Annotated in this window: 19 protein-coding genes; 8 read left to right on the forward strand and 11 right to left on the reverse strand. The window is 73.7% G+C overall.

What is annotated here, in order from left to right:
• Positions 1–55 precede the first annotated feature (55 nt).
• Together ACZ4XD_RS15560 and lgt are read left to right on the forward strand one after the other, a co-directional pair.
• Positions 56–949 (forward strand): DsbA family protein, encoded by an 894-nt coding sequence (locus ACZ4XD_RS15560; RefSeq protein ID WP_468042342.1) that lies wholly within the window; start codon positions 56–58, stop codon positions 947–949.
• A gap of 119 nt (positions 950–1068) precedes the next feature.
• Positions 1069–2127 carry a prolipoprotein diacylglyceryl transferase gene (gene lgt, locus ACZ4XD_RS15565; protein WP_468042344.1) on the forward strand — a complete coding sequence of 353 codons (1059 nt, stop codon included), beginning with the start codon at positions 1069–1071 and terminating at the stop codon, positions 2125–2127.
• Positions 2128–2213: 86 nt separating this feature from the next.
• Here the strand turns inward: lgt and ACZ4XD_RS15570 are convergent, their stop codons facing one another.
• The 6 genes from ACZ4XD_RS15570 to ACZ4XD_RS15595 are packed head-to-tail and all read right to left on the reverse strand — an operon-like array spanning position 2214 to position 9630.
• The gene (locus ACZ4XD_RS15570) at positions 2214–3230 is read right to left on the reverse strand and encodes an HpcH/HpaI aldolase/citrate lyase family protein (RefSeq protein WP_468042346.1); all 1017 of its coding nucleotides are present in this window, start codon (positions 3228–3230) and stop codon (positions 2214–2216) included.
• Positions 3227–4486 (reverse strand): CaiB/BaiF CoA transferase family protein, encoded by a 1260-nt coding sequence (locus ACZ4XD_RS15575; protein WP_468042348.1) that lies wholly within the window; start codon positions 4484–4486, stop codon positions 3227–3229. Before ACZ4XD_RS15575 ends, ACZ4XD_RS15570 begins: the two co-directional genes overlap by 4 nt.
• Complete coding sequence (locus ACZ4XD_RS15580; protein WP_468042350.1) at positions 4483–5943, reverse strand: ADP-ribosylglycohydrolase family protein; 1461 nt, start codon at positions 5941–5943, stop codon at positions 4483–4485. Before ACZ4XD_RS15580 ends, ACZ4XD_RS15575 begins: the two co-directional genes overlap by 4 nt.
• Entirely contained in the window at positions 5940–7244 is a 1305-nt protein-coding gene (locus ACZ4XD_RS15585; RefSeq protein WP_468042352.1) for an ADP-ribosylglycohydrolase family protein, read from the reverse strand. The genes ACZ4XD_RS15580 and ACZ4XD_RS15585 overlap by 4 nt, the downstream gene beginning before the upstream one ends.
• On the reverse strand, positions 7241–8527 hold the full coding sequence (locus ACZ4XD_RS15590; protein WP_468042354.1) for an ADP-ribosylglycohydrolase family protein: 1287 nt from the start codon (positions 8525–8527) through the stop codon (positions 7241–7243). Before ACZ4XD_RS15590 ends, ACZ4XD_RS15585 begins: the two co-directional genes overlap by 4 nt.
• A complete protein-coding gene (locus ACZ4XD_RS15595) occupies positions 8524–9630 on the reverse strand; it encodes an ADP-ribosylglycohydrolase family protein (protein ID WP_468042356.1) in 1107 nt (368 codons plus the stop codon). The genes ACZ4XD_RS15590 and ACZ4XD_RS15595 overlap by 4 nt, the downstream gene beginning before the upstream one ends.
• Positions 9631–9981: 351 nt before the next feature.
• Between ACZ4XD_RS15595 and ACZ4XD_RS15600 the strand changes: the two genes are divergently transcribed.
• The 3 genes from ACZ4XD_RS15600 to ACZ4XD_RS15610 all read left to right on the forward strand — a co-directional run bounded on the left by ACZ4XD_RS15600 (position 9982) and on the right by ACZ4XD_RS15610 (position 17107).
• Entirely contained in the window at positions 9982–10713 is a 732-nt protein-coding gene (locus tag ACZ4XD_RS15600) for a VIT1/CCC1 transporter family protein (RefSeq protein WP_468042419.1), read from the forward strand.
• Between the two features lie 318 nt (positions 10714–11031).
• On the forward strand, positions 11032–15654 hold the full coding sequence (gene gltB, locus ACZ4XD_RS15605) for a glutamate synthase large subunit (protein ID WP_468042358.1): 4623 nt from the start codon (positions 11032–11034) through the stop codon (positions 15652–15654).
• Complete coding sequence (locus ACZ4XD_RS15610; RefSeq protein ID WP_468042360.1) at positions 15647–17107, forward strand: glutamate synthase subunit beta; 1461 nt, start codon at positions 15647–15649, stop codon at positions 17105–17107. The genes gltB and ACZ4XD_RS15610 overlap by 8 nt, the downstream gene beginning before the upstream one ends.
• Positions 17108–17259: 152 nt before the next feature.
• On the opposite strand, the gene ACZ4XD_RS15615 is transcribed toward ACZ4XD_RS15610, so the two are convergent.
• On the reverse strand, positions 17260–17829 hold the full coding sequence (locus ACZ4XD_RS15615; RefSeq protein ID WP_468042362.1) for a hypothetical protein: 570 nt from the start codon (positions 17827–17829) through the stop codon (positions 17260–17262).
• A gap of 67 nt (positions 17830–17896) precedes the next feature.
• Between ACZ4XD_RS15615 and ACZ4XD_RS15620 the strand changes: the two genes are divergently transcribed.
• A complete protein-coding gene (locus tag ACZ4XD_RS15620; RefSeq protein ID WP_468042364.1) occupies positions 17897–18658 on the forward strand; it encodes an ArsR/SmtB family transcription factor in 762 nt (253 codons plus the stop codon).
• Positions 18659–18673: 15 nt separating this feature from the next.
• Here the strand turns inward: ACZ4XD_RS15620 and ACZ4XD_RS15625 are convergent, their stop codons facing one another.
• Positions 18674–19255, reverse strand: a complete 582-nt coding sequence (locus tag ACZ4XD_RS15625; protein ID WP_468042366.1) for a MarR family winged helix-turn-helix transcriptional regulator — start codon at positions 19253–19255, stop codon at positions 18674–18676.
• Between the two features lie 68 nt (positions 19256–19323).
• On the opposite strand from ACZ4XD_RS15625, the gene ACZ4XD_RS15630 reads away from it, so the two are divergent.
• Positions 19324–20046, forward strand: coding sequence for an SDR family NAD(P)-dependent oxidoreductase (locus ACZ4XD_RS15630; RefSeq protein WP_468042368.1), 723 nt, complete (start codon positions 19324–19326; stop codon positions 20044–20046).
• Positions 20047–20062: 16 nt separating this feature from the next.
• On the opposite strand, the gene ACZ4XD_RS15635 is transcribed toward ACZ4XD_RS15630, so the two are convergent.
• Positions 20063–20539 carry a PPOX class F420-dependent oxidoreductase gene (locus tag ACZ4XD_RS15635; RefSeq protein WP_468042370.1) on the reverse strand — a complete coding sequence of 159 codons (477 nt, stop codon included), beginning with the start codon at positions 20537–20539 and terminating at the stop codon, positions 20063–20065.
• A gap of 72 nt (positions 20540–20611) precedes the next feature.
• On the reverse strand, positions 20612–21100 hold the full coding sequence (locus ACZ4XD_RS15640; RefSeq protein ID WP_042162163.1) for a hypothetical protein: 489 nt from the start codon (positions 21098–21100) through the stop codon (positions 20612–20614).
• A 157-nt stretch (positions 21101–21257) separates the two neighbouring features.
• On the opposite strand from ACZ4XD_RS15640, the gene ACZ4XD_RS15645 reads away from it, so the two are divergent.
• On the forward strand, positions 21258–21992 hold the full coding sequence (locus ACZ4XD_RS15645; protein ID WP_468042372.1) for an MBL fold metallo-hydrolase: 735 nt from the start codon (positions 21258–21260) through the stop codon (positions 21990–21992).
• 80 nt (positions 21993–22072) lie between these two features.
• On the opposite strand, the gene ACZ4XD_RS15650 is transcribed toward ACZ4XD_RS15645, so the two are convergent.
• A complete protein-coding gene (locus ACZ4XD_RS15650; RefSeq protein WP_468042374.1) occupies positions 22073–23119 on the reverse strand; it encodes a LacI family DNA-binding transcriptional regulator in 1047 nt (348 codons plus the stop codon).
• Positions 23120–23155 lie beyond the last annotated feature (36 nt).

Genomic DNA, 23155 nt, shown 5'->3' on the forward strand with positions numbered 1-23155 from the left:
CGAACATCGGTGCGGAGGGGTGCGGCGGCACCCCTCCGCTTCGTTGTCCAGGGGCGTGAGCCAGAAGAATCATGAGGGTAAGAAATCCGCCCGCGAGCGACTCCAGGAACAGCGGGAGAAGGAGAAGGCGCGCGCCCGGCGCGGCCGCCAGGCGATCGTCGCGGGGGCGGTGGTGGTGGTGCTGGCGGTGGCCGGCGGCATCGCCGTCTGGGCGTCGTCGTCCTCCGAGGAGCACGCCGCCGAGGACAACGAGGTCGCCGTCCCGAAGCAGGCCAGCGGCGGCGCCAGGCCCGCCGTCCCGGTGGGCGCGGCCGGCGCCCCGGCCACACTCACGGTGTGGGAGGACTTCCGCTGTCCCGCCTGCCGGCAGTTCGAGACCGCCTTCCGCCCGGTCATCCATGAGCTGGAGGACGCCGGCCGGCTCAAGAGCGAGTACCACCTCGTGACCATCATCGACGGCAACGCCGGCGGCCAGGGGTCCCGGAACGCCGCCAACGCCGCCCTGTGCGCGCAGGACGCCGGGAAGTTCCGCGCCTACCACGACATCCTCTACTCCCACCAGCCGCCCGAGCCGCAGGACAAGTTCGCCGACAAGCAGTACCTCCTCCAACTGGCCGGCAAGGTCAAGGGGTTGGTGACCCCCGCCTTCACCAAGTGCGTCAACGACGGCAGGTACAACCGCTTCGTGCAGAAGTCCACCGACGCCTTCGCCACCTCCGGATACCGCGGCACCCCGACCGTCCTGCTCAACGGCAAGGACCTCGCGAAGGAGAAGGGCGGCCAGCTCGGCCCCGCGGACCTCAAGAAGATGGTGCTGGACGCCGACAAGGCCAAGCAGCCGGGGAAGAAGAGCGCCGCACCGCACACCGGATCCTCGCCCCAGGGCAGGCACCCCGCACGGAGCGCCGCACCCCGGGCGGAGCCGACGGGCCACGGCGTCACCCCCTGAGCGGAGCCGCCCGGCGCCGCGGACACACAGCGTCACCGCGTGCCGACGGGGTCGTTACGCAGCCGTAGCCGGGCCGGGTTGCCGCCGACCCCGCCCGGCGCGGTAGCGTCGTCCCTGCCATGGACCTCGCATTCATTCCCAGCCCGTCGGTCGGCGTCGTGCATCTCGGCCCGATCCCGCTGCGCGGCTACGCGTTCTGCATCATCATCGGCGTCTTCGTCGGCGTCTGGCTCGGCAACAAGCGCTGGGTGCAGCGCGGTGGCCGCTCCGGAACCGTCGCGGACATCGCCGTATGGGCCGTCCCCTTCGGGCTGGTCGGCGGCCGTCTCTACCACGTCATCACGACGTACGAGCCGTACTTCGGCCCGAACGGCCACCCGCTCGACGCCTTCAAGGTGTGGGAGGGCGGCCTCGGCATCTGGGGCGCGGTGGCGCTCGGCGCGGTCGGCGCCTGGATCGGCTGCCGCCGGCGCGGTATCCCGCTCCCCGCGTACGCCGACGCGCTGGCGCCCGGTCTGGCCCTCGGGCAGGCGATCGGCCGCTGGGGCAACTGGTTCAACCAGGAGCTGTACGGCAAGCCGACCGATGTGCCGTGGGCGCTGGAGATCAGCTCCGACCCGGCCATCGGCCGCGTCGGCGGCACCTACCACCCGACCTTCCTCTACGAGTGCCTGTGGTGCCTCGGCGTCGCGGCGCTGGTGATCTGGGCCGACAAGCGCTTCCGGCTCGGCCACGGGCGGGCCTTCGCCCTGTACGTCGCCGCCTACTGCGCGGGCCGTGCCTGGATCGAGTACATGCGGGTCGACGAGGCGCACCACATCCTGGGCCTGCGACTGAACGTCTGGGTCGCGCTGATCGTCCTCGTCCTGGCCGTCGCCTACTTCGTGATCTCCGCCAAGAAGGCCCCCGGTCGGGAAGCGGTCGTCGAACCGGGTGCGCAGCCTGTCGAGGGCGCGGACGGCGAAGCCGCCGGTACGGACGACGCCGAGGACGGCAAGGTCTCGGTCGAGAAGCCGGCGGCGAAGACCGCGGCCGACGACGGTACGGCGGAATCCGGCGCCGACGCGGCCGAGGAGTCCGCGCCGGACGCGCCCGGCGACAAGAAGTCCGAGGACCCGGCGGACGAGCCCGCCGCGGACGCCAAGCCGGCCGGCAGCGGCAGCACCAAGAAGCCCTGAGGCGGCCCCGGCCGCCGTAACGCGCCGGGCGGACCCCGACAAGGGGCCGCCCGGCGCTGTGCTGTCCGGACCCGGTGGCCCGCCGGTCAGCGCCGGCGCCCGGCCAGGTCCAGCACCCGCCGGGCGCCCGCGACCACCGCCGCGTCCACGAACCGGCCGTCCGGCAGCGCCAGCGCCCCGCCCCCGGCCGTGGCGGCCCGCACGATCTCCCGGGCCGCCGCGACCTCCTCCGGCGAGGGGAGGTAGGCCGCCTCGATCACCGGGAGCTGGCGGGGGTGGATCGCCGCCCGGCCCAGGAAGCCCAGCGCCCGGCCCCGGGCGCAGGACCGGGCCAGCCCGTCGAGGTCGTGGACGTCCGGATGGACCGACTGCGGCGGCGGGGCCAGACCGGCCGCACGGGCGGCGACCACGGCCCGGCTGCGCGGCCACGCCAGCCCCGCGTCGTCCCGCACCCCCAGCTCCCCGCACAGATCGGCCTCGCCGAGCGCGATCCCGCGCAGCGCCGGATGCGCGGTGGCGATGGCGAAGGCGTGCTCGATGCCCAGCGCGGATTCGAGCAGCGCGTACAGGGCCGGGGTGGCGGGCAGCGCGCTCGCGGCGGGCGGGGCGGCGGGGGCGAGGGTGGCGGTGCCGCCGGGGGGTGTACGCACCGGGGCGAGGTGGTCCGCGCGGGCCTGCCCGGCCGGCGGGACGGGGCCTTCGGCGGCGTACGGGACGTGCGCGGGTGCCGGCTCCGCGGCCGTCGTCGCCCAGCCGGCGGCGCGGTGGACATCGGCCGGGCCCTGCACCTTGGGCAGCCGGAGACCGGCCAGGCCCGGCAGGGGGGCCAGGGTGCGGATCTCGTGCTCGGCGAGCGGGCCGTCCAGCGCGTTGACGCGGACATGGACCGGTACCGGCAGCGGGTCGCCCAGCAGCTCGGCGGTGGCCCGCAGCGCATGGTCCTTGCGGTCCGGGGCGACCGCGTCCTCCAGGTCGACCACCACCACATCGGCCCCGCAGCCGAGCGCCTTGGCCACCACCTCCGGACGGTCCCCGGGCACATAGAGCCAGGTCAGCGGGGTGGCAGCGGGTGTCTGGCGGGGAGCTCGGGACGCCGGCCTCACAGCGCACCCGCCGTGCGCAGCCCGGCGATCTCCGCCTCGGTCAGCCCGAGTCCGGCCAGTACCTCGTCGGTGTCCGCGCCGTGCGGGCGGCCCGCCCACCGGATGGCGCCCGGTGTCTCGGAGAGCCGGAAGAGGACGTTCTGCATCCGGACCGTGCCGAGCTCGTCGTCCGGGACCTCGGTGATCGAGCCCAGCGCCGCGTACTGCGGGTCGGTCATCACCTCGCGGATGTCGTAGATGGGCGCCACCGCGGCCTCGGCCTTCTCGAAGGCGGCCAGGACTTCCGCCCGGTCGTGCCGGGCGATCCAGTCACCGACCGCGGCATCCAGTTCCTCGGCGTGCCGGGCCCGCCCGTCGCCGGTCGCGAACCAGGGCTCGGCGATCACCTCGGGCCGGCCGACCAGCCGCATCACCCGTCCGGCGACCGACTCGGCCGAGGTGGAGACCGCCACCCAGGAGCCGTCGGCGGTGCGGTAGGTGTTGCGCGGGGCGACGTTCGCCGAGCGGTTGCCGGTCCGCGGCTGGACGTGGCCGAGCTGGTCGTACCAGAGCGGCTGCGGGCCGAGGACCGTCAGGATCGGTTCGATCAGCGCCAGATCGACCACCTGGCCGCGGCGGGTGGCCTCCCGTGCGCGCAGCGCGGCCAGCACGGCGTACGACGTGGTCAGCGCGGCGATCGCGTCGGCGAGACCGAACGGCGGCAGGGTCGGCGGCCCGTCCGGCTCCCCGGTGATGGCGGCGAAGCCGCTCATCGCCTCGGCGAGGGTGCCGAACCCGGGGCGCCGGGCGTACGGGCCGAACTGTCCGAAGCCGGTGACCCGGGCCAGCACCAGGCGCGGGTTGACCGCGGACAGTTCGTCCCAGCCCAGGCCCCAGCGCTCCAGGGTGCCGGGCCGGAAGTTCTCGACGACGACATCCGCCCCGGCGGCGAGCCGCAGCAGCACGTCCCGGCCGCCGGGGTGGGACAGATCGAGCGTCATGGTCCGCTTGTTGCGGCCCAGCAGCTTCCACCACAGGCCGATGCCGTCCTTGGTGGGGCCGTGGCCGCGGGACGGGTCGGGCCGGTGCGGATGCTCGATCTTGATCACCTCGGCGCCGAAGTCGCCCAGCAGGGTGGCCGCGAGCGGACCGGCGAACAGCGTGGCGAGATCGAGCACCCGCAGCCCGGCGAGCGGGCCGGCGGCGGGGGAGCCGGGGGTGGCGGTGTGGTCCTCGGTGGTGGGCCGGGGTGCCCCGGACAGGGAGGGGTCGGTCATGGTGCGGGGGCCTTCGTTCGGTCGGCGGGGGGAGCGGGCACGACCAGCGCGGCGGTGCGTGCCGCGAGGGCGTCGAAGCCGATGCCGTCCAGCCCGCGGACGCCGGTGGCCAGCCGGTTGTGCAGCGGTGCCGTCCAGCGGGCGGGCAGCGCCTGCGGCGACCCGGCGAGCAGGCCGGTCAGTGACCCGGCGGTGGCGCCGTTCGAGTCGGTGTCCCAACCGCCCGACACCACACGGCAGATGGAGCCGGTGAAGTCGCCGTCGGCGTGGGTGAGGGCGGCGGCCAGCAGCGCCGCGTTGGGCACGGCGTGCACCCAGTGGTGGTGTCCGTAGGCGCGGTGCAGTTGGTCGACGACGGTGGCGAAGCCGGCCGGGGTGCCGGTGGCCTCGTTCCGCGCCAGCGCGATACCGCGGCGGACGGCCCGCGCGAGCCGGGAGCGCGCGGGGATGACGGCCAGCCCGGTCCGCAGCGCACCGTGCACATCCGTGCCGCCGCCGGCCGCCGCGGCGAGCGCGGCCGCCACGAACATCGCGGCGTACACCCCGTTCGCGGTATGGCTGAGCGTGGCGTCCCGCCAGGTCTGGGCCGCGGCGGCGGCCGGGTCGCCGGGGTGGGTCCAGCCGTGGATGTCGGCGCGGATCTGCGCGCCGATCCACTCCCGGAACGGGTTGCGGTAGCGCGCGGTGTGCGGCGGCTCGATGCCGTCCAGGAGGTTGCGGTACGCCAGCCGCTCGGCGGTGAAGGTCCGGCCGGCCGGCAGCTCGTCCAGCCACAGCCGCGCCACGTCGCCCGTGGTGAAGCCGGGGCCGTGGCGTTCGAGGAGCAGCAGGCCCAGGAGCGGGTAGTTGAGGTCGTCGTCCTCGGGCATGCCGTCGATGTTCCCGGCGAGCGAGGTGGCGCGGCTGCGGCGGTTCCACGGGTGGCGGGCGGCCACCGCCGGGTCGAGTCCGGCCTCGGTGAAGTAGCCGGTCAGCGGCCAGTTCCCGGTCGCGCGGGCGAGCGCCCGGATCCCGTCGAGCGGCAGTTTCTCGACCGGTTTGCCGAGCAGACAGCCGGCCGCCCGCCCGAGCCAGGCGGCCTCCAGCCGGGTGGCCGGCACACCGCCGTCCGGGCGCGGCCCGCCGTCCCCGGGCCACGGCGCCCACGCGCGCTGAATCGCCGTCAGCTCGGTGGGCTCCTCGGCCGCCGACGGGCAGGGCAGCAGGGCCAGCTCGTCGAGCAGGGCCGCGGCGAGCGCCCGCAGGGCCGGACCGGCCGGAGCCGGGGAGGCGCCTGCCCGGCCCGGCGCCGTCGTACCGCCCGCCGCCCGCCACCGCCGCGCGAGCTCGGCGGCGTCCCGGCCGTCCTCCGCGGCCTGGCGCAGTTCGTGCCCGATCAGGTCCTCGGGCTGCACCCAGGTCACCCGGAGTGGCGCCGCGGGTGCGGGCGGGGCGGGCGCCGCCGCCGTGGCCGTCACGGTCCGACCGCCTCCGTCATCGCCGGGATCGCCGAGATCGCGGTGAAGGCCTGCTCATGGGTGCGGGCGCGGGCCCGGTCGCGGGTGAAGATCTCGCGTGCAACAGCGGCCAGCGCGGCACCGGGCGCTTCCAGGTCGAGGCGGCTGGCGCGGGCGACCTCCGTGCTCCACTCGGCCGGCACCGCCTCCGCGCCGCGCAGCGCGCCGGCCAGCGCGCCGCTCATGGTGGCGATCGAGTCGCAGTCGCGGCCGTAGTTGACCGAGCCGAGGACCGTGGACCGGAAGTCGCCTCCGCCGATCAGCAACATGCCCAGGGCGATGGGGAGTTCCTCGATGGCGTGCAGCCGGGAGGGGCGCCGGGCGCCGAGCGACGGGTTGCGGTAGTCCGGGCCGACCGTGTCGAAGGGGGCGACCGCGGCGCGCAGCGGCGCCGCCGCGGACGCGGGGTCGGTGACCGAGGACGCCGCCTCACAGACCGCCTCGATCGCGGCCCGGGTGCCGTCCTTGGCGAGCCGCAGCGCCTGGACGACGACCGAGGACGGGGTCGCGTCGGGGACGAACGCGGCGGCCACCGCCGCGGCGAACACCCCCGCCGCCTCCCGCCCGTACGAGGACTGATGGGCCCCGGCGATGTCCAGCGCCTCGGCGTAGGCCCGGTCCGGGTTGCCGGCGTTGACGATGCCGACCGGCGCCATGTACATCGCCGCACCGCAGTTGACGATGTTTCCGACGCCCGCCTCGCGCGGGTCCGCGTGCCCGTAGTGCAGCCGTGCCACGATCCACTTCTCGGCGAGGAAGATCCGCTGCACCGGCAGCGCCTCGGCCTCCAGTTCCGGGATCCAGCGCGGGGTGCCGATCAGATCCGGTACCAGGTGGTCGGCGATGTCATAGGCGTCGAGGTGGTCGCGCACCGCCTCGTAGACCCGCACCAGCGCATGGGTCATCAAGGTGTCATCGGTGACATGGCCGTCGCCCTTGTGGTACGGCGCGAGCGGGCGGGCGGTGCGCCAGTCGTCGTGGAACGGGCCGACGATGCCCTCGACCGGGCCGCCGTGCCGCTGCACGATCTCCTCCGGGGTCCGGCCCTCCACCGGCCCGCCGAGCGCGTCGCCGACGGCGGCGCCGACGAGTGCGCCGGTCGCCCGGTCCTCCAGGGACGGGGGGACCGGCGCGACGGGGGGCACCGGGTTCACCGGCGACGGCTTGGCGACCACGGTGACGGGGGTGACCGGCAGGATCCGGGTGGCCTGCGGGTCGGGAGTCGGCGCCGCGGCCGGTGTCTGCTCGCTTGCGTACGTCATGTGCGGGTGAGTCCTTCCACGGTGGGGGAGGGGGCGGGAGCCAGAAGGGCGCCGGAGACGGCTTCCGGACGGGCCGGCGGGGGAGCCGCGGCGGCTTCGGGCGCGGTCAGCTCCGTACGGGCGAGCAGCCCGGCCAGCTCGACCAGGTCCGTGCCGGCCAGCCGGGGCAGCGCACAGCCGGACAGCACCCGGCAGGCGTCGCGCCAGGTGCGGGGCAGGGCGTGCGCACCGCCGAGCGCTCCGGTCAGCGCCCCGGCGAGGGCCGGTGCGGAGTCGGCGACCCGGGAGAGACAGGCAGCGGCCGGCACCGCCTCGGCGACCCGTCCGTCCGTCGCGAGGGCCAGGGCCAGCGCCACCGGGACGGTCTCGGCCGCGGCGATGCCGTAGCTGTAGACGTGGTCGACGATCTCGTGCTCCAGCACGGGCACCAGGGCGAACGCGGTGCCGGGGCGGCCGGCCGGGCCGGGGCCGTCGGTGGCGAAGGACCGGGCGAGCCGGACCGCGTGCAGGGCGTTGCGGCGGATCTCGGTGCCGTCCGGGAGCTGGTCCAGCGCCGCCTCCACACAGCCGTTCGCCGGCGTGCCGCCGAGAGCGGCGGCGACCGCGGCGGCCATCGCCCGCGCCCCGTGCACCCCGTCGCCGTCCTGGGTGTAGCGCGCGTCGTACTCGGCCAGCTCGGCGGCGGCGGACGGCTCGCCGGGGTGCACCACGGCCAGGACGGCGGCGCGTACGCACGCCGCGTCGTCGAAGTAGTGCGGGTTGTCATGGCCGGTGGCGGGTGGCCGCAGCCCGGTGGCGAGATTGCCGAGCCCGGCCCGTACGGAGATCCGGGCGCGCAGCGGCAGCACGGCGGACTCGACCTCGGGCGCCCGGTCGGCGGCCGCGGCGACCTCGTTGGCCAGCGCGTTCCAGGCGAGATCGACCGCGGCCCGCATCCGGCGGTCCCGGCCCAGGTCGCTGAGGGGCGCACCGGCCGCGGTGAGCACCGATTCGGCGGTGAAGGCGGCCCACTCGGCGTCGTCGGAGGGGCCCAGCCGCAGCGGTTCGGGCGGCTGGTTGAGGGCGATCGGCACCGGCAGCGTGGTGGTCGCGTTCTGCTCGGCGAAGGTGTCCAGCTCCCGGGTTAGCCGCCGGGTCCACTCCGGCATCCGCGCCGCCCGGTGCCGGGCCGCCGGCCACCCCGCGGCGTCCCCCGAGGCCACCCCGAGCAGCAGCCCCTCGATACGGCTGCGGGCCCCGGCAGGGTCGCCGGTGTCGTTCCCCACCGCTTCCCGGCCGTTCATCGGGCGCCCGTCACGGCCCCGACGCCCGCTCCGGCGCCGGGCCCCGCGGCGGTACCCGCCCGCGGGCCCGCCCCCTGCGCGGTCAGCAGCTCCGCGATGTCCAGCACGTGATAGCCCGCCATCGACGGCAGACAGCTGCCGCGCGCCGGGCCGATGGCGGCGGCCCAGGTCTCGGGGATCGCCGCGGCGCCGCACAGCGCACCGGCCAGCGCACCGGCGACGGCCGCCGTGGTGTCGGCGTCGCGCCCCATGTTGACGGCCGTGAGCACCGAGGCGGAGAAGTCGCCGCGGGCCGCCTCGAACGCGCCGAAGGCCAGGCCGACGGCCTCCGGCGCCAGATCCGTCCAGGGGTAGCCGCCGATCACGACGGCGGAGCGCACCGCGCGCTCGGTGCCGAGCTGGGTGATGCCCGGGGTGTGCCGGGAGCGCTGGGCGGCCCCGACCGCGCGGCGCAGCGAGCGGGCGGTCCAGGAGTCCTCCGGCACGACGGACAGCGCGGCGGCGATCACCGCGTCGGTGGCGGAGGCGACCATGGCGGTGGCGACGCCGGCGGCCACCGCCCGGCCGCCGTAGATCCCCTCGCCGTCGTGGCTGACCGTGCCGTCGATGGCCACCAGCCGGGCGGCCTCGGCGGGCCGCCCGGCGGCGAACACCCCGAACGGCGCGGCGCGCATCGCCAGCCCGTCGCTCCAGGCGTGCCGGTGCTGGGCGGAGATGGGCGCGGCCAGGCCCCGGCGCAGGTTCTCCAGGGTGCCGCGCTCACTGAAGCCCGCACCGCGGAACGGCCCCTCGTCCCGGTCGGCGATCCACTGGTGCCAGGCGGCCTCGACCTGGGCGACGGTCAGCGCCGAGCCGTGCGCGGCCAGCAGCAGCCCCGAGAAGATCGCGTACTCGGTGTCGTCGGTGCCGGCCGGGTCCTCCTCGACGTATCCCTCGATCCGGCCCCAGCGGCGGCGGATCTGCGAGGGCTTCATGTTCTCCGCGGGGGCACCGAGCGCATCACCGACGGCGAGCCCGAGCAGCGCGCCGCGGGCCCGGTCGCGGACGGCGTCGCCCGCGCCGGGCCCGGCCGGTTCCGCGGGCGGAGGGTGCGCTGCGCTCATGTGCGTGCCGTTCTGTCGTACGGGCCGGGCCGCCGCCGGGCCCGCGGGGCGCCGCCCGGCTGCGCTGTATCCGTGCCACGCGACGGCCCGGCTCTCCTGTCCCGGGCGGCAGGGTCACCCGGTCGACCGCCTCGGACGGACCCGGAGCGGTGCCTCCGGTCGGTCCCGTACGGCTGTGTGATCCGGATCTCATGGCCGAGCCCGGGGAAAACCCGCAGGTCAGCGCGGTAAGTTCGGCCTTCCTTGCTAGCGGCGGAGGCCATCGGCCGCATAACTTCGAAGCGTTGGAGGGGGAAGCGCCGCCATCGGCCCACACCTCGCTCGCAGGGAGTAGGTACCGATATGTCCGTCATGGAGATCATGGATGCCGCGGCGCCGACGCATGTGGCCCACCGTGACAACCACACCCACCGGGATGTGAACGGCGGCTGGCTGCGCCCCGCCGTCTTCGGCGCGATGGACGGGCTGGTCTCGAACGTCGCCCTGATGACGGGCGCCGCCGGCGGTGCGCTGTCGCAGCAGGCGATCATCATCACCGGCCTCGCGGGCCTGGCGGCCGGCGCCTTCTCGATGGCGGCGGGGGAGTACACCTCGGTCGCCTCGCAGCGTGAGCTGGTGCAGGCCGAGCTGGATGTCGAGCGCGCCGAGCTGCGCAAGCATCCGAAGGACGAGCTGAAGGAGCTGGCGGCCCTCTACACCTCGCGCGGGGTCGAGCCGGCGCTCGCCCGGCAGGTCGCCGAACAGCTCTCCAGGGACCCGGAGCAGGCCCTGGAGATCCATGCCCGCGAGGAGCTGGGCATCGACCCGTCCGACCTTCCTTCGCCCGCCGTCGCCGCGATTTCTTCCTTCGGATCGTTTGCGTTGGGCGCGCTGTTGCCTGTGCTTCCTTACCTGTTGGGGGCGTCCGCCATCTGGCCCGCGGTGCTGCTCGCGCTGGTCGGGCTGTTTGCCTGCGGGGCGGTCGTGGCGCGTGTGACGGCACGTTCCTGGTGGTTCAGCGGACTGCGCCAACTGACCCTCGGCGGTGCCGCCGCGGGTGTGACGTACGTCCTGGGCGCACTGTTCGGAACCGTCGTAGGGTGACGTGTCATACGGGTGACTGCATAATTACAGCGTTACCCAGCGGTTTCGGTTTGTTGACGGCCGGGCATAAGGCCCAGGCGTCGCGGGCAATGTCGCTCGCCGAACGCCGCCTTGTGGGACGGCCCCGCTTCCGTCCGCGTACTGACTCACCGCAGGTGCGGTGTCCGCATGTTGGAAGCCCCTTTTCGCTTTTCGAGAAGGGGGCCATCCTGTAACCTGCACGAAATTTCGCGGAGGGCCAACGTCGTCCCTCGGCAATCCCCCAGGTCTCAAGGCCTGGGAGGGACCCCCATTGCCACCACGACGTTGGGAGAGCCGATGCGTTTCGCGTCCACGCACTCCGCGACCACCAGCAGCAGCGACGCCGCAGCCTGGTCGCCCATGGACGGCCGCCCCGCCCAGCAGGGGATGTACGACCCCCGCAATGAGCACGACGCCTGTGGCGTCGGCTTTGTGGCCACCCTCACCGGCGAGGCCAGCCACGCACTGGTCGAGCAGGCGCTGACCGTCCTGACGAATCTGGAGCACCGCGGTGCCACCGGCTCCGAGCCCGACTCGGGTGACGGCGCCGGCATCCTGCTCCAGGTGCCGGACGCGTTCCTTCGCGAGAACGTCACCTTCGAGCTCCCCGAGGCCGGCGCCTACGCCGTCGGTATCGCCTTCCTCCCGTCCGACGCCCAGGAAGCGGCCGAGGCCGTCTCGCGCATCGAGACGATCGCCGGCGAAGAGGGCCTGGACGTCAACGGCTGGCGCGTGGTCCCGGTCGCCCCGCAGCTGCTCGGCAACGGCGCCCGCGCCACCATGCCGGCCTTCTCCCAGATCTTCGTCAGCGACGGCGTGAACACCGGCCTGGCGCTGGACCGCAAGGCCTTCGCGCTGCGCAAGCGCGCCGAGCGGGAGGCCGGGGTCTACTTCCCCTCGCTGTCCGCCCGGACGATCGTCTACAAGGGCATGCTGACCACCGGCCAGCTGGAGCCCTTCTTCCCGGACCTGTCCGACCGCCGCTTCGCCACCGCCATCGCGCTGGTCCACTCGCGGTTCTCCACCAACACCTTCCCGAGCTGGCCGCTGGCCCACCCGTACCGCTTCGTCGCGCACAACGGCGAGATCAACACGGTCAAGGGCAACCGCAACTGGATGCGGGCCCGTGAGTCGCAGCTCGCCACCAAGCTCTTCGGCGCGGAGAACGGCGAGGACGCCGAGAACCTCTCGCGGCTCTTCCCGGTCTGCACCCCGGACGCCTCCGACTCCGCCTCGTTCGACGAGGTCCTGGAGCTGCTGCACCTGGGCGGCCGCTCGCTGCCGCACTCCGTGCTGATGATGGTCCCCGAGGCGTGGGAGAACTCCCCCTCCATGGACCCGGCCCGGCGCGCCTTCTACCAGTACCACTCCACGATGATGGAGCCCTGGGACGGTCCGGCCTGTGTCACCTTCACCGACGGCATCCAGGTCGGCGCGGTCCTCGACCGCAACGGTCTGCGCCCCGGCCGCTACTGGGTCACCGACGACGGCCTGGTCGTGCTCTCCTCCGAGGTCGGCGTCCTCGACATCGACCCGGCGAAGGTCGTCCGCAAGGGCCGCCTCCAGCCCGGCCGGATGTTCCTCGTGGACACCGTCGAGGGCCGCATCATCGAGGACGACGAGATCAAGGCGCAGCTCGCCGCCGAGCAGCCCTACCAGGAGTGGCTGGACAGCGGTCTGATCGAGCTCGCGGATCTGCCCGAGCGTGAGCACATCGTGCACACCCACGCCTCGGTCACCCGCCGCCAGCAGACCTTCGGCTACACCGAGGAAGAGCTGCGCGTCATCCTCGCCCCGATGGCCAAGGCCGGCGCCGAGCCGATCGGCTCGATGGGCACCGACTCGCCGATCGCCGCGCTCTCCGAGCGCCCCCGGCTGCTCTTCGACTACTTCACCCAGCTCTTCGCGCAGGTCACCAACCCGCCGCTGGACGCCATCCGCGAGGAGCTGGTCACCTCGCTGATCTCCTCGCTCGGCCCCCAGGGCAACCTCCTGGAGCCGACCGCGGCCTCCTGCCGCAGCGTGACCCTGCCCTTCCCGGTCATCGACAACGACGAGCTGGCCAAGCTCGTGCACATCAACGCCGACGGCGACATGCCCGGCATGAAGGCCGTGACCCTCTCCGGCCTCTACCGGGTCTCCGGCGGCGGCGAGTCGCTGGCCGCCCGGATCGAGGAGATCTGCGCCGAGGCCGACGCCGCCATCGACGACGGCGCCCGGCTGATCGTGCTCTCCGACCGGCACTCCGACGCCGAGCACGCGCCGATCCCGTCGCTGCTGCTCACCGCCGCGGTCCACCACCACCTCATCGGCACCAAGGAGCGCACCCAGGTCGGTCTGCTCGTCGAGGCCGGCGATGTGCGCGAGGTGCACCACGTCGCGCTGCTCATCGGCTTCGGTGCCGCGGCCGTCAACCCGTACCTGGCCATGGAGTCGGTCGAGGACCTGGTCCGCGCCGGCACCTTCCTGCCGGGTGTCGAGGCCGAGACCGCCATCAAGAACCTCATCAAGGCGCTCGGCAAGGGCGTCCTGAAGGTCATGTCCAAGATGGGCATCTCGACCGTCGCCTCCTACCGGGGCGCGCAGGTCTTCGAGGCCGTCGGCCTGGACGAGGAGTTCGTCGAGAAGTACTTCCACGGCACCGCCACCAAGATCGGCGGCGCCGGCCTGGACGTCATCGCCAAGGAGGTCGCAGCCAGGCACGCCAAGGCCTACCCGGCCTCCGGCATCGCCTCCGCGCACCGTGCGCTGGAGATCGGCGGCGAGTACCAGTGGCGCCGCGAGGGCGAGCCGCACCTCTTCGACCCGGACACCGTCTTCCGGCTGCAGCACTCCACCCGCTCGCGCCGCTACGACATCTTCAAGCAGTACACCGACCGGGTGAACGAGCAGTCCGAGCGGCTGATGACGCTGCGCGGCCTGTTCTCCTTCGCCTCCGACCGGCCCTCGATCCCGGTCGAGGAGGTCGAGCCGGCGTCCGAGATCGTCAAGCGCTTCTCCACCGGCGCCATGTCGTACGGCTCCATCTCCCAGGAGGCGCACGAGACCCTCGCCATCGCCATGAACCAGCTGGGCGGCAAGTCCAACACCGGTGAGGGCGGCGAGGACCCGGAGCGGCTCTACGACCCGGCGCGCCGCTCGTCCATCAAGCAGGTCGCCTCCGGCCGCTTCGGTGTGACGTCCGAGTACCTCGTCAACTCCGACGACATCCAGATCAAGATGGCCCAGGGCGCCAAGCCCGGTGAGGGCGGCCAGCTGCCCGGCCACAAGGTCTACCCCTGGGTCGCCAAGACCCGGCACTCCACCCCGGGCGTCGGCCTGATCTCCCCGCCGCCGCACCACGACATCTACTCCATCGAGGACCTGGCTCAGCTGATCCACGACCTCAAGAACGCCAACCCGCAGGCCCGCATCCACGTGAAGCTGGTCTCCGAGGTCGGCGTCGGCACCGTCGCCGCGGGTGTCTCCAAGGCGCACGCGGACGTGGTCCTGATCTCCGGTCACGACGGCGGTACGGGTGCCTCCCCGCTCACCTCGCTCAAGCACGCGGGCGGCCCCTGGGAGCTGGGCCTGGCCGAGACCCAGCAGACGCTGCTGCTCAACGGCCTGCGCGACCGGATCGTGGTGCAGACCGACGGCCAGCTCAAGACCGGCCGCGATGTCGTCATCGCCGCCCTGCTGGGCGCCGAGGAGTTCGGCTTCGCGACCGCACCGCTGGTCGTCTCCGGCTGCGTCATGATGCGCGTCTGCCACCTGGACACCTGCCCGGTCGGCATCGCCACCCAGAACCCGACGCTGCGCGAGCGGTTCAGCGGCAAGGCCGAGTACGTCGTCAACTTCTTCCAGTTCATCGCCGAAGAGGTCCGCGAGCTCCTCGCCGAGCTGGGCTTCCGCAGCCTGGACGAGGCCATCGGCCACGCCGAGCTGCTGAACACCTCCCGCGCGGTGGACCACTGGAAGGCGCAGGGCCTGGACCTGGCCCCGCTGCTGCACGTGCCCGAGCTGGCCGAGGGCGCCGTCCGCCACCAGGTCATCGAGCAGGACCACGGCCTGGAGAAGGCGCTTGACAACGAGCTGATCAAGCTCGCCGCCGACGCGTTGTCCGCGGACACCGCCGAGGCCGCCCAGCCGGTGCGGGCCCAGGTCGCGATCCGGAACATCAACCGGACCGTCGGCACCATGCTCGGCCACGAGGTCACCAAGAAGTTCGGTGGCGCCGGTCTGCCCGACGACACCGTCGACATCACCTTCACCGGCTCGGCCGGCCAGTCCTTCGGCGCGTTCCTGCCGCGCGGCATCACGCTGCGCCTGGAGGGCGACGCCAACGACTACGTCGGCAAGGGCCTGTCGGGCGGCCGGGTCATCGTCCGCCCGGACCGCGGCGCCGACCACCTCGCCGAGTACTCGACCATCGCGGGCAACACCCTCGCCTACGGTGCCACCGGCGGCGAGCTGTACCTGCGCGGCCGGGTCGGCGAACGCTTCTGCGTCCGTAACTCCGGTGCCACGGTGGTCTCCGAGGGCGTCGGCGACCACGGCTGCGAGTACATGACCGGCGGCAACGCGGTCGTGCTGGGCGAGACGGGCCGCAACTTCGCGGCCGGTATGTCCGGCGGCTTCGCCTACGTCATCGACCTCGACAAGGCCAACGTCAACAAGGAGCTCGTCGACGCGGTCCACGCACTGGACGACGCCGACAAGCAGTGGCTGCACGACGTCGTGCGCCGCCACCAGGAGGAGACCGGCTCCACCGTCGCCGAAAAGCTCCTCGCCGACTGGGATGCCGCGGCCGCGCGCTTCAGCAAGGTCATCCCGCCCATTTACAAGGCAGTGCTCGCCGCCAAGGACGCCGCTGAGCAGGCCGGACTCTCCGAGTCCGAGACCCACGAGAAGATGATGGAGGCGGCGACCAATGGCTGACCCCAAGGGCTTCCTGAACCACGAGCGCGAGATCGCCAAGACCCGCCCCGTCGAGGAGCGTGTCAAGGACTGGAACGAGGTCTACAAGCCCGGTTCCCTGCTGCCGATCATCAGCAAGCAGGCGTCGCGCTGCATGGACTGCGGTATCCCGTTCTGCCACAACGGCTGCCCGCTCGGAAACCTCATCCCCGAGTGGAACGACTACGCCTACCGCGAGGACTGGACCGAGGCCAGCGAGCGGCTGCACGCGACCAACAACTTCCCGGAGTTCACCGGTCGCCTCTGCCCCGCGCCCTGTGAGGCCGCCTGTGTGCTGGGCATCAACCAGCCGCCGGTGACCATCAAGAACGTCGAGGTCTCCATCATCGACAAGGCGTGGGACAACGGCGACGTCACCCCGCAGCCGCCCGAGCGCCTCTCCGGCAAGACCGTCGCCGTCATCGGCTCCGGACCGGCCGGACTGGCCGCCGCCCAGCAGCTGACCCGGGCCGGCCACACCGTCGCCGTCTACGAGCGCGCGGACCGTATCGGTGGTCTCCTCCGCTACGGCATCCCCGAGTTCAAGATGGAGAAGCGCCACATCAACCGCCGCATCGAGCAGATGCGCGCGGAGGGCACCAAGTTCCGCACCGAGGTGGAGATCGGCCGCGACCTCGACGCCAAGAAGCTGCGCAAGCGCTACGACGCCGTCGTCATCGCCGCCGGTGCCACCACCTCCCGCGACCTGCCGGTGCCCGGCCGTGAGCTGAACGGCATCCACTTCGCGATGGAGTACCTGCCGCTCGCCAACAAGGTGCAGGAAGGCGATCTGACCGTCGCCCCGATCAGCGCCGAGGGCAAGCACGTCGTCGTCATCGGCGGCGGCGACACCGGCGCGGACTGCGTCGGCACCGCCCACCGCCAGGGCGCGGCCTCCGTCACCCAGCTGGAGATCATGGGCAAGCCGGGCGAGGAGCGGAACGCCAACCAGCCCTGGCCGACCTTCCCGATGCTCTACAAGGTCACCTCCGCGCACGAGGAGGGCGGCGAGCGGCTCTACTCCGTCTCCACCACCCACTTCGAGGGCGACGAGGACGGCAACGTCCAGTGGCTGCACCTGACCGAGGTGGAGTTCAAGGACGGCCGCCCGGAGCCGAAGCCCGGCACCGAGCGGAAGATCCCGGCCCAGCTGGTCACCCTCGCGATGGGCTTCACCGGCACCGACCAGGAGAACGGCCTGGTCGAGCAGTTCGGCCTGGAGCTCGACCAGCGCGGCAACGTCGCCCGCGACGGTGACTTCGCCACCAACGTCCCCGGTGTGTTCGTCGCCGGTGACGCGGGCCGCGGCCAGTCCCTGATCGTGTGGGCCATCGCCGAGGGCCGTTCCGCGGCCAAGGGCGTGGACCGCTTCCTGACCGGAGCCAGCGCCCTGCCGGCTCCCATCAAGCCGACGGATCGCGCACTGACCGTGTGACCGTCCCCTGATGTCCCGTACAACGTCGTACGGAACAGCCGCGGCGCCTGTCCCCCTCCCCCGACCGGGAGGGCAGGCGCCGCGGACTTTTTTGCCGTGCGGCCCGTGCTGCCGGACCGGCTGCCGGACCGGGCCCGAAGCTCCCGGGCGCCCTACGCGCCACCGCGGGCGGCGGGGAAACGCCGCCCCAACTGCCGTGCCATCTCCTGTGCGGAGGCCGGTACGGCCTGCGGCGGGGGAGTGCCCGGCGGCCGGAAGTCATGCACCGGCGGATGCCAGGACCCCAGGTCGATCCGCCGGTCGCCCGGCGGCAGCACCCACCGCGGATCGGCATGCACCCGCAGCACCTGCGCCTCGATCTGCGTCCACGCGCCGTCGGTGACCGTCCGCTGGCCGACCCGGCGCGCCTCCAACTGCACCGGACAGTGCACCAGTCGGGGCGGTCGCACCAGCTCGGACGGCTCCGTCCACGGCGCGTCCGTGGACGGCATGGCGCTCGCCCCCTCCTCGGCCCCGGTCCCGTCCGGCGGCAGATTGAAGACCACGTCCGGGCGTACCGCGAGATTGCGTGCGGTCCGGCCGCGGGCCGGCAGCCAGACGCTGACGACCGGTCCGAGCTCCCACCGGACGCGCAGCTCGACCAGGACGAAGGTTCCGTCGTCGTTCTCCGTGGACAGCAGCGCCGGGGCGGCCGAACTGCTTTTCTCCAGGGCGCCGTTCATGCTGCCGAGGATAGAAGCCGGATGATTCGGTGCTCACCGAAATGTTATGAGAGGTTACTCTGTGTAGATGAACCGATGGGACGCCGATCAGGAAAGCGTCGCGGAGACCCCCGATCTGGCCGCCCTCGCGGCGCTGCTCGCGGACCGCACCCGTGCCACGATCTGTATGGCCCTGCTCGACGGCGGCACCTGGACCGCGGGCGAACTGGCCGAGTACGCCGCGGTGGCGCCGTCCACCACCACCGAGCACCTCAACCTCCTGGTCGCCGGCGGACTCCTCGCCGAGGAACGCCAGGGGCGGCGGCGCTACGTCCGGCTCGCCGGCCCGGAGGCCGCGGAGACCCTGGAGAACCTCGCCGGACTCGCCCCCTACCGCCGCGTCCCGGTCCGCTCGCTGGCCGAGGCCAACCACCGCCGGGCCCTGCATCACGCCCGGACGTGCTACGACCACATCGCCGGCGCCCTGGGCGTCGCCATCGCCGACGCGATGACCGAACGCGGCCTGCTGGCCCGGGATTACGGCCTGGTGCTGACCGCCGCCGGCGCCGACTGGCTCACCGCGCTCGGCCTCCCCGACGCCGCGCCGCCGGACGCCCATCGGGCCCATGTCCGCACCTGCCTCGACTGGACGGTGCGCCGCCAGCATCTCTCCGGCGCGGTCGGCGCCGCCCTCTACCGGCACGCCCTGGAACGCGCCTGGCTCGTCAAGGCCGTCGCCACCCGCATCCTCACCGTCACGGCGGCGGGCCGGGCGGCCTTCCGTGCGCAGCTCGGGCTCCCCGACGAGGCGCTCTTCCCGTCCCTCAGGCTTCCGCCGCCCCGCGGCTGACCGGCCGGGCGCCCCTCAGACGTCACCGACCTGGCTGATCCGGTCGTCGCCGAGCTTGCGCTGGGTGTCCTGAAGCAGGATCCGCAGCAGACCGGCGAGCTGGCTCTGCTGCCCCGGTGTCAGGCCGTCGATCAACTCCGCCTCGCGGTACAGCACTTGGTCGACGGTGGCCTCGACGAGTGCGTGGCCGGCCGGGGTCAGCTCGACCAGGACCGTCCGCGGGCGGCCCTCGCCGGGCCGGCGGGTCACCAGCCCCTCGCGCTCGGCACGGGCCACCCGCTGGGAGACCGCCCCCGCGGTCACCATGGAGCGACGGCCGAGCTCACGGGTCGTCAGGGTGTAGGGCGCGCCGCCGCGGCGCAGCACGCTGAGCAGATCGAGGGTGGCCGGGTCCACCCCGGCGCGGGTCAGCACCCGGCGCCGGTCGTCGCCCAGCAGCTTCGCCAGCTGCCAGATCGGCGTCACGATCCCGATCGAGGAGACCGGTGTGCCGGGGCGCTCGCGCTCCCAGGCGGCCGCGATCTCCTCCACGGGGTACGCGGAGGCATTGGCTCCTGCCCGGTCTTGGCCGTCCTGCGCCTCGGGTTCTCTTGCCACGGGCCCTCCCGGCGATGTTATGTTCAGGTCTAAATTTAGGTCTGAACGTGATGGACGGAGCTCAGCATATGTCACGCACCATCCTGGTCACCGGCGGCGGAACCGGCATCGGACGCGCCGTCGCCCACCACTTCGCGGACCGCGGCGACGAGGTCCTCGTCACCGGCCGGCGCCTCGCACCCCTGGAGGAGACCGCGGCCGGCCGGGCGACCGTCCGGCCGCTGGTGTGCGACCACACCGACCCGCGGTCGCTCACCGAACTGCTCACCCGGCTCCCCGAACGGATCGACGTCCTGGTCAACAACGCCGGCGGCAATACCGACCTCGACACCGGCGAGGCCACCGATCTGGCGTCCTACGCCCGGGACTTCCGCGCCAACCTCGACGCGAACCTGGTCAGCGCCGCACTGACCACCAGGGCGCTGGACGGCCGGCTGGCGGCCGGTGGCGCGGTCGTCCACCTCGGGTCGATCGCCGCCGACCAGGGCGCCGGCTCCTACGGGGCGGCCAAGGCCGGACTCGCCTCCTGGAACGTCGAACTGTCCCGGAACCTCGGCCCCCGCGACATCACCGCCAATGTCGTCTCGCCGGGCTATATCGCCGACACGGAATTCTTCCGCGACCGGCTCACCGACGAGCGCCGCGACCAGCTGGTGGCCGCCGCGGCGGTGGGCCGCGCCGGGTCCCCGGACGACATCTCGGGGACGGTGGCGTTCCTGGCGTCACCGGCCGCCCGGCACATCACCGGCCAGGTCCTGAACGTCAACGGGGGTACCCGCACCACCCGTTGACGCCCGGGCGGCCGGTTCAGGCGCCGCCGCCCTCCGTGAGCCGGGCCGGGAAGCCGCCGGTCGCGACCGGGCCCCAGCGCAGCGGCGTCACCCGGATCAGCGACTTGCCCTGCTTGCGCATGGCCTCCCGGTACTGGTCCCAGTCCGGGTGCTCACCGGCGATGTTGCGGTAGTACTCGACCAGCGGCTCGATGGCGTCCGGGGTGTCGATGATCTCGGCCTCACCGTCGACCTGCACCCACGGGCCGTTCCACTCGTCGGACAGCACGATGACGCTGACCGAGGAGACCCGGCGGGCGTTACGGACCTTGGCGCGCTCCGGATACGTCGCCATCACCAGCCGCCCGGAGTCGTCCACTCCGCACGTCAGCGGCGAGCCCTGCGGGGTGCCGTCGGAGCGGCGGGTGAGCAGGATCGCGCGATGCCGGGGGCGGACAAACTCCAGCAGCTCGGGCAGGTCGACACGGGTGGTGGTGGCGGTGGAAGGGCTCATGCGGATGACCCTAGGGCGTGCAGTGCCCTCGAAGCCGGACCGCGGCGCCGACCCACCGCCACAGCGCCCCGGTCAGCTCTTGAAGAGCTCCTTGCCGGTGGCCGCGTCCACGACCTTGCGATCGCCCAGCGCGCTCTTGAGCCGCACCTTCACCTTGTCGGTGGCCAGTTGCTCGGTGCACATCCCCTTGGAGCTCTTCCGCTTGCCCCAGCCGGTGATCACCACCAGGTCCTTCGACTCATGGCCGCGGGCACCGAAGTCCACATCGCAGGCGCTGTGCCCGACGGTGACGGTGATCTCCCGTACGTCCTTGCCCTTGGGGCGGTCCGCGCCGGCCAGCGGCAGCAGCGCCTGCTGCCGCCCGGTGACCGGGGAGACCTTCGGCCAGTGCCGCACGATCTGGTCCGCCCGCTGCTCGAAGGCGTCCGGCTTCTTCGGCGGTGGCGCGCTGCCCACGGTCTGCTGCTTCTGACCGCAGCCGGACAGCACGGCGGTGCCGGCCACCGCCAGCGCGAGCACGGTGGTGAGGGTACGGGTGCGGGAGAGGTGGGATCCTCGCATGACATGCCTCCTTGGTGTTCGGCGATGAGACGCACCGAAGGCAAGACAGGTTCCGGCCGCGTTCGGCCGTGTTCGACCGCGGCTTCCGCTCTGCGCTCAATCCGCCCACGGCGCAACGGCCGGTGGTCACCGGCGCGGTCCGGCTAGCGTCCCGGCCATGGACGCACTCACCGAAATCACCCCCACCGTCTGGCAACTCGCCTTCCCCGTAGGGCATGTGTACCTCGTCGCCCTCCCCGACGACGGATACGCCGTCATCGACACCGGCGTCCCCGGCTCGGCCCCCGCCGTCCTCGACGCGCTGGCCCGGCTCGGCGGCCGGCCGGACCAGCTGCGGCAGATCGTGCTCACCCACTCCCACATCGACCACATGGGCTCCGCCGCCGACCTGGTCGCCGCCACCGGCGCCCGCGTACTGGCCGGCGCGCCGGACGCCCCGTACATCCGCGGCACCGCACCCGAACCCGCGCCGGTGTGCAGCCCTTCGGAGCGGGCGCTGTTCGAGCGGGTCATGGCCGATTTCGCGGGCGCCGGGCTCCCGCCGCTGCGCCCCGTCGAGGTCGATGTCGAACTCCACGACGGAGATACCCTCGACGGCTGGCCGGAGCCGGTGCGGGTGCTGCACGTCCCCGGCCACACCCCCGGCGGGATCGCGCTGCACCTCCCCGAGAGCCGGGTGCTCTTCCCCGGAGACATCATCGGCACCACCCCCGACGGCACCCGGGCGGTCCTCGGCCCCGGCAACGTCGCACGCGAGGAGGCCATCGCCTCCTTCCGGCGGCTCGCCGCCCTCGACGCGGTCGACACGGTGTGCGTCCCGCACGGCGTCCCGCTCCGCACCGGCACCCGCGACATCCTGGCCGCGGCCACCCCCGAGACGGACTGGCTGTGAGGGCCGCGGACGGCGTGCGGCCCCGTCACCGGGCGCGGTGCAGGCCGCGGCGCAAGGAGCCGTAGCCCCGGGCCCGGCCGTCAGCCCGATGCGCGCGGTGTGACGTGGAAGGTGCCCAGCCGGTGGATCGCGGGCGGGGCGGCCGGGTCCAGGAGCAGGTCGGCGACCAGGCCCGCGATCCGCTCCGGGGGTGTGATCTCGGCGCGGACGCTGGTCAGCCGGGGGCGCAGCAGCCGCGCCAACAGCAGATCGTCCGCGCCGACCACGGCGAGGCGGTCCGGGCCGTCGGCGCCGATGGTGTGGCCGGCGTCCTGGAGGGCGCGCATCAGCAGCGTCGCGTACTCGTCGTTGTACCCGAACACCGCGTCCAGGCCCAGCTCCGGCCAGGCGGCGGCCAGCCCCGCCGCGGACTCCTCGGTGCGCGCGAGATCGAGCGGGCGCACCCGCGCGTCCGGATGCGCGGCGGCCGCGGCCCGTACGCCCGCCAGCCGGAGCTCCGCGCAGCCCGCCGGGCCCGGTTCGGCCGGGCGGACCACACCGATCCGCCGGCGGCCGCGGGCCAGGAGGTGTTCCCCGGCCCGGCGTCCGGCCTCCCGCTGGTCGAGGAGGAGGGTGTGGGCGCCGGGTGGCGCCGACGGGCCGAGGACGAGGACCGCGGCGGTCCCCGCGCGGTGCAGCAACTCGACGGCGGGGGCGTCCAGCGGGGGCCCGTAGAGGTTCAGTACGGCGGCGGGCCGCAGTTCGGCCCAGGCGCGGGCGGCCGCCATGGGGGAGCTCGCGGGCGCGCCGTGCAGCACGGGGGTGTAGCCGAGGCGGTGCAGCGCGGTCTGGAATCCGGCCAGGAAGCCGGTGAAGAGGGGCCCGAAGGTCGCGACCGCGTCGGCGGGGGCGGCCAGCAGCACGAGGCGGCCCCGGCCGGCCCGCAGACTGCGGGCGGCGGCGTGCGGCACATACCCCAGTTCCTCGGCGGCGGCCCTGACCCTGGCCTGGGTGCGCTCGCCGACCCGCCCGGCGGCCTGCCCGTTCAGGACGTAGGAGACCGTCGCGCGGGAGACCCCGGCGTGCCGGGCAACGGCCGCACTGGTCGGGGGAGTTGGGGTGGCCCGTGGGCCGGCTCGGTCCGTCATGCTGCTGGGCATCCTCGCACAGCGCAATCGTCCGGC

The sequence above is a fragment of the Streptomyces sp. NPDC029466 genome, assembly GCF_055574515.1.

Bases quoted from the DNA above. Each gene is read 5' to 3' on its own strand.
- ACZ4XD_RS15585 (WP_468042352.1), bottom strand. From the start codon at position 7,244: ATGACGTACGCAAGCGAGCAGACACCGGCCGCGGCGCCGACTCCCGAC.
- ACZ4XD_RS15610 (WP_468042360.1), top strand. From the start codon at position 15,647: ATGGCTGACCCCAAGGGCTTCCTGAACCACGAGCGCGAGATCGCCAAG.
- ACZ4XD_RS15615 (WP_468042362.1), bottom strand. From the start codon at position 17,829: ATGAACGGCGCCCTGGAGAAAAGCAGTTCGGCCGCCCCGGCGCTGCTG.
- ACZ4XD_RS15620 (WP_468042364.1), top strand. From the start codon at position 17,897: ATGAACCGATGGGACGCCGATCAGGAAAGCGTCGCGGAGACCCCCGAT.
- lgt (WP_468042344.1), top strand. From the start codon at position 1,069: ATGGACCTCGCATTCATTCCCAGCCCGTCGGTCGGCGTCGTGCATCTC.
- ACZ4XD_RS15595 (WP_468042356.1), bottom strand. From the start codon at position 9,630: ATGAGCGCAGCGCACCCTCCGCCCGCGGAACCGGCCGGGCCCGGCGCG.
- gltB (WP_468042358.1), top strand. From the start codon at position 11,032: ATGCGTTTCGCGTCCACGCACTCCGCGACCACCAGCAGCAGCGACGCC.
- ACZ4XD_RS15630 (WP_468042368.1), top strand. From the start codon at position 19,324: ATGTCACGCACCATCCTGGTCACCGGCGGCGGAACCGGCATCGGACGC.
- ACZ4XD_RS15575 (WP_468042348.1), bottom strand. From the start codon at position 4,486: ATGACCGACCCCTCCCTGTCCGGGGCACCCCGGCCCACCACCGAGGAC.
- ACZ4XD_RS15640 (WP_042162163.1), bottom strand. From the start codon at position 21,100: ATGCGAGGATCCCACCTCTCCCGCACCCGTACCCTCACCACCGTGCTC.
- ACZ4XD_RS15635 (WP_468042370.1), bottom strand. From the start codon at position 20,539: ATGAGCCCTTCCACCGCCACCACCACCCGTGTCGACCTGCCCGAGCTG.
- ACZ4XD_RS15650 (WP_468042374.1), bottom strand. From the start codon at position 23,119: ATGACGGACCGAGCCGGCCCACGGGCCACCCCAACTCCCCCGACCAGT.
- ACZ4XD_RS15645 (WP_468042372.1), top strand. From the start codon at position 21,258: ATGGACGCACTCACCGAAATCACCCCCACCGTCTGGCAACTCGCCTTC.
- ACZ4XD_RS15600 (WP_468042419.1), top strand. From the start codon at position 9,982: ATGGAGATCATGGATGCCGCGGCGCCGACGCATGTGGCCCACCGTGAC.
- ACZ4XD_RS15590 (WP_468042354.1), bottom strand. From the start codon at position 8,527: ATGAACGGCCGGGAAGCGGTGGGGAACGACACCGGCGACCCTGCCGGG.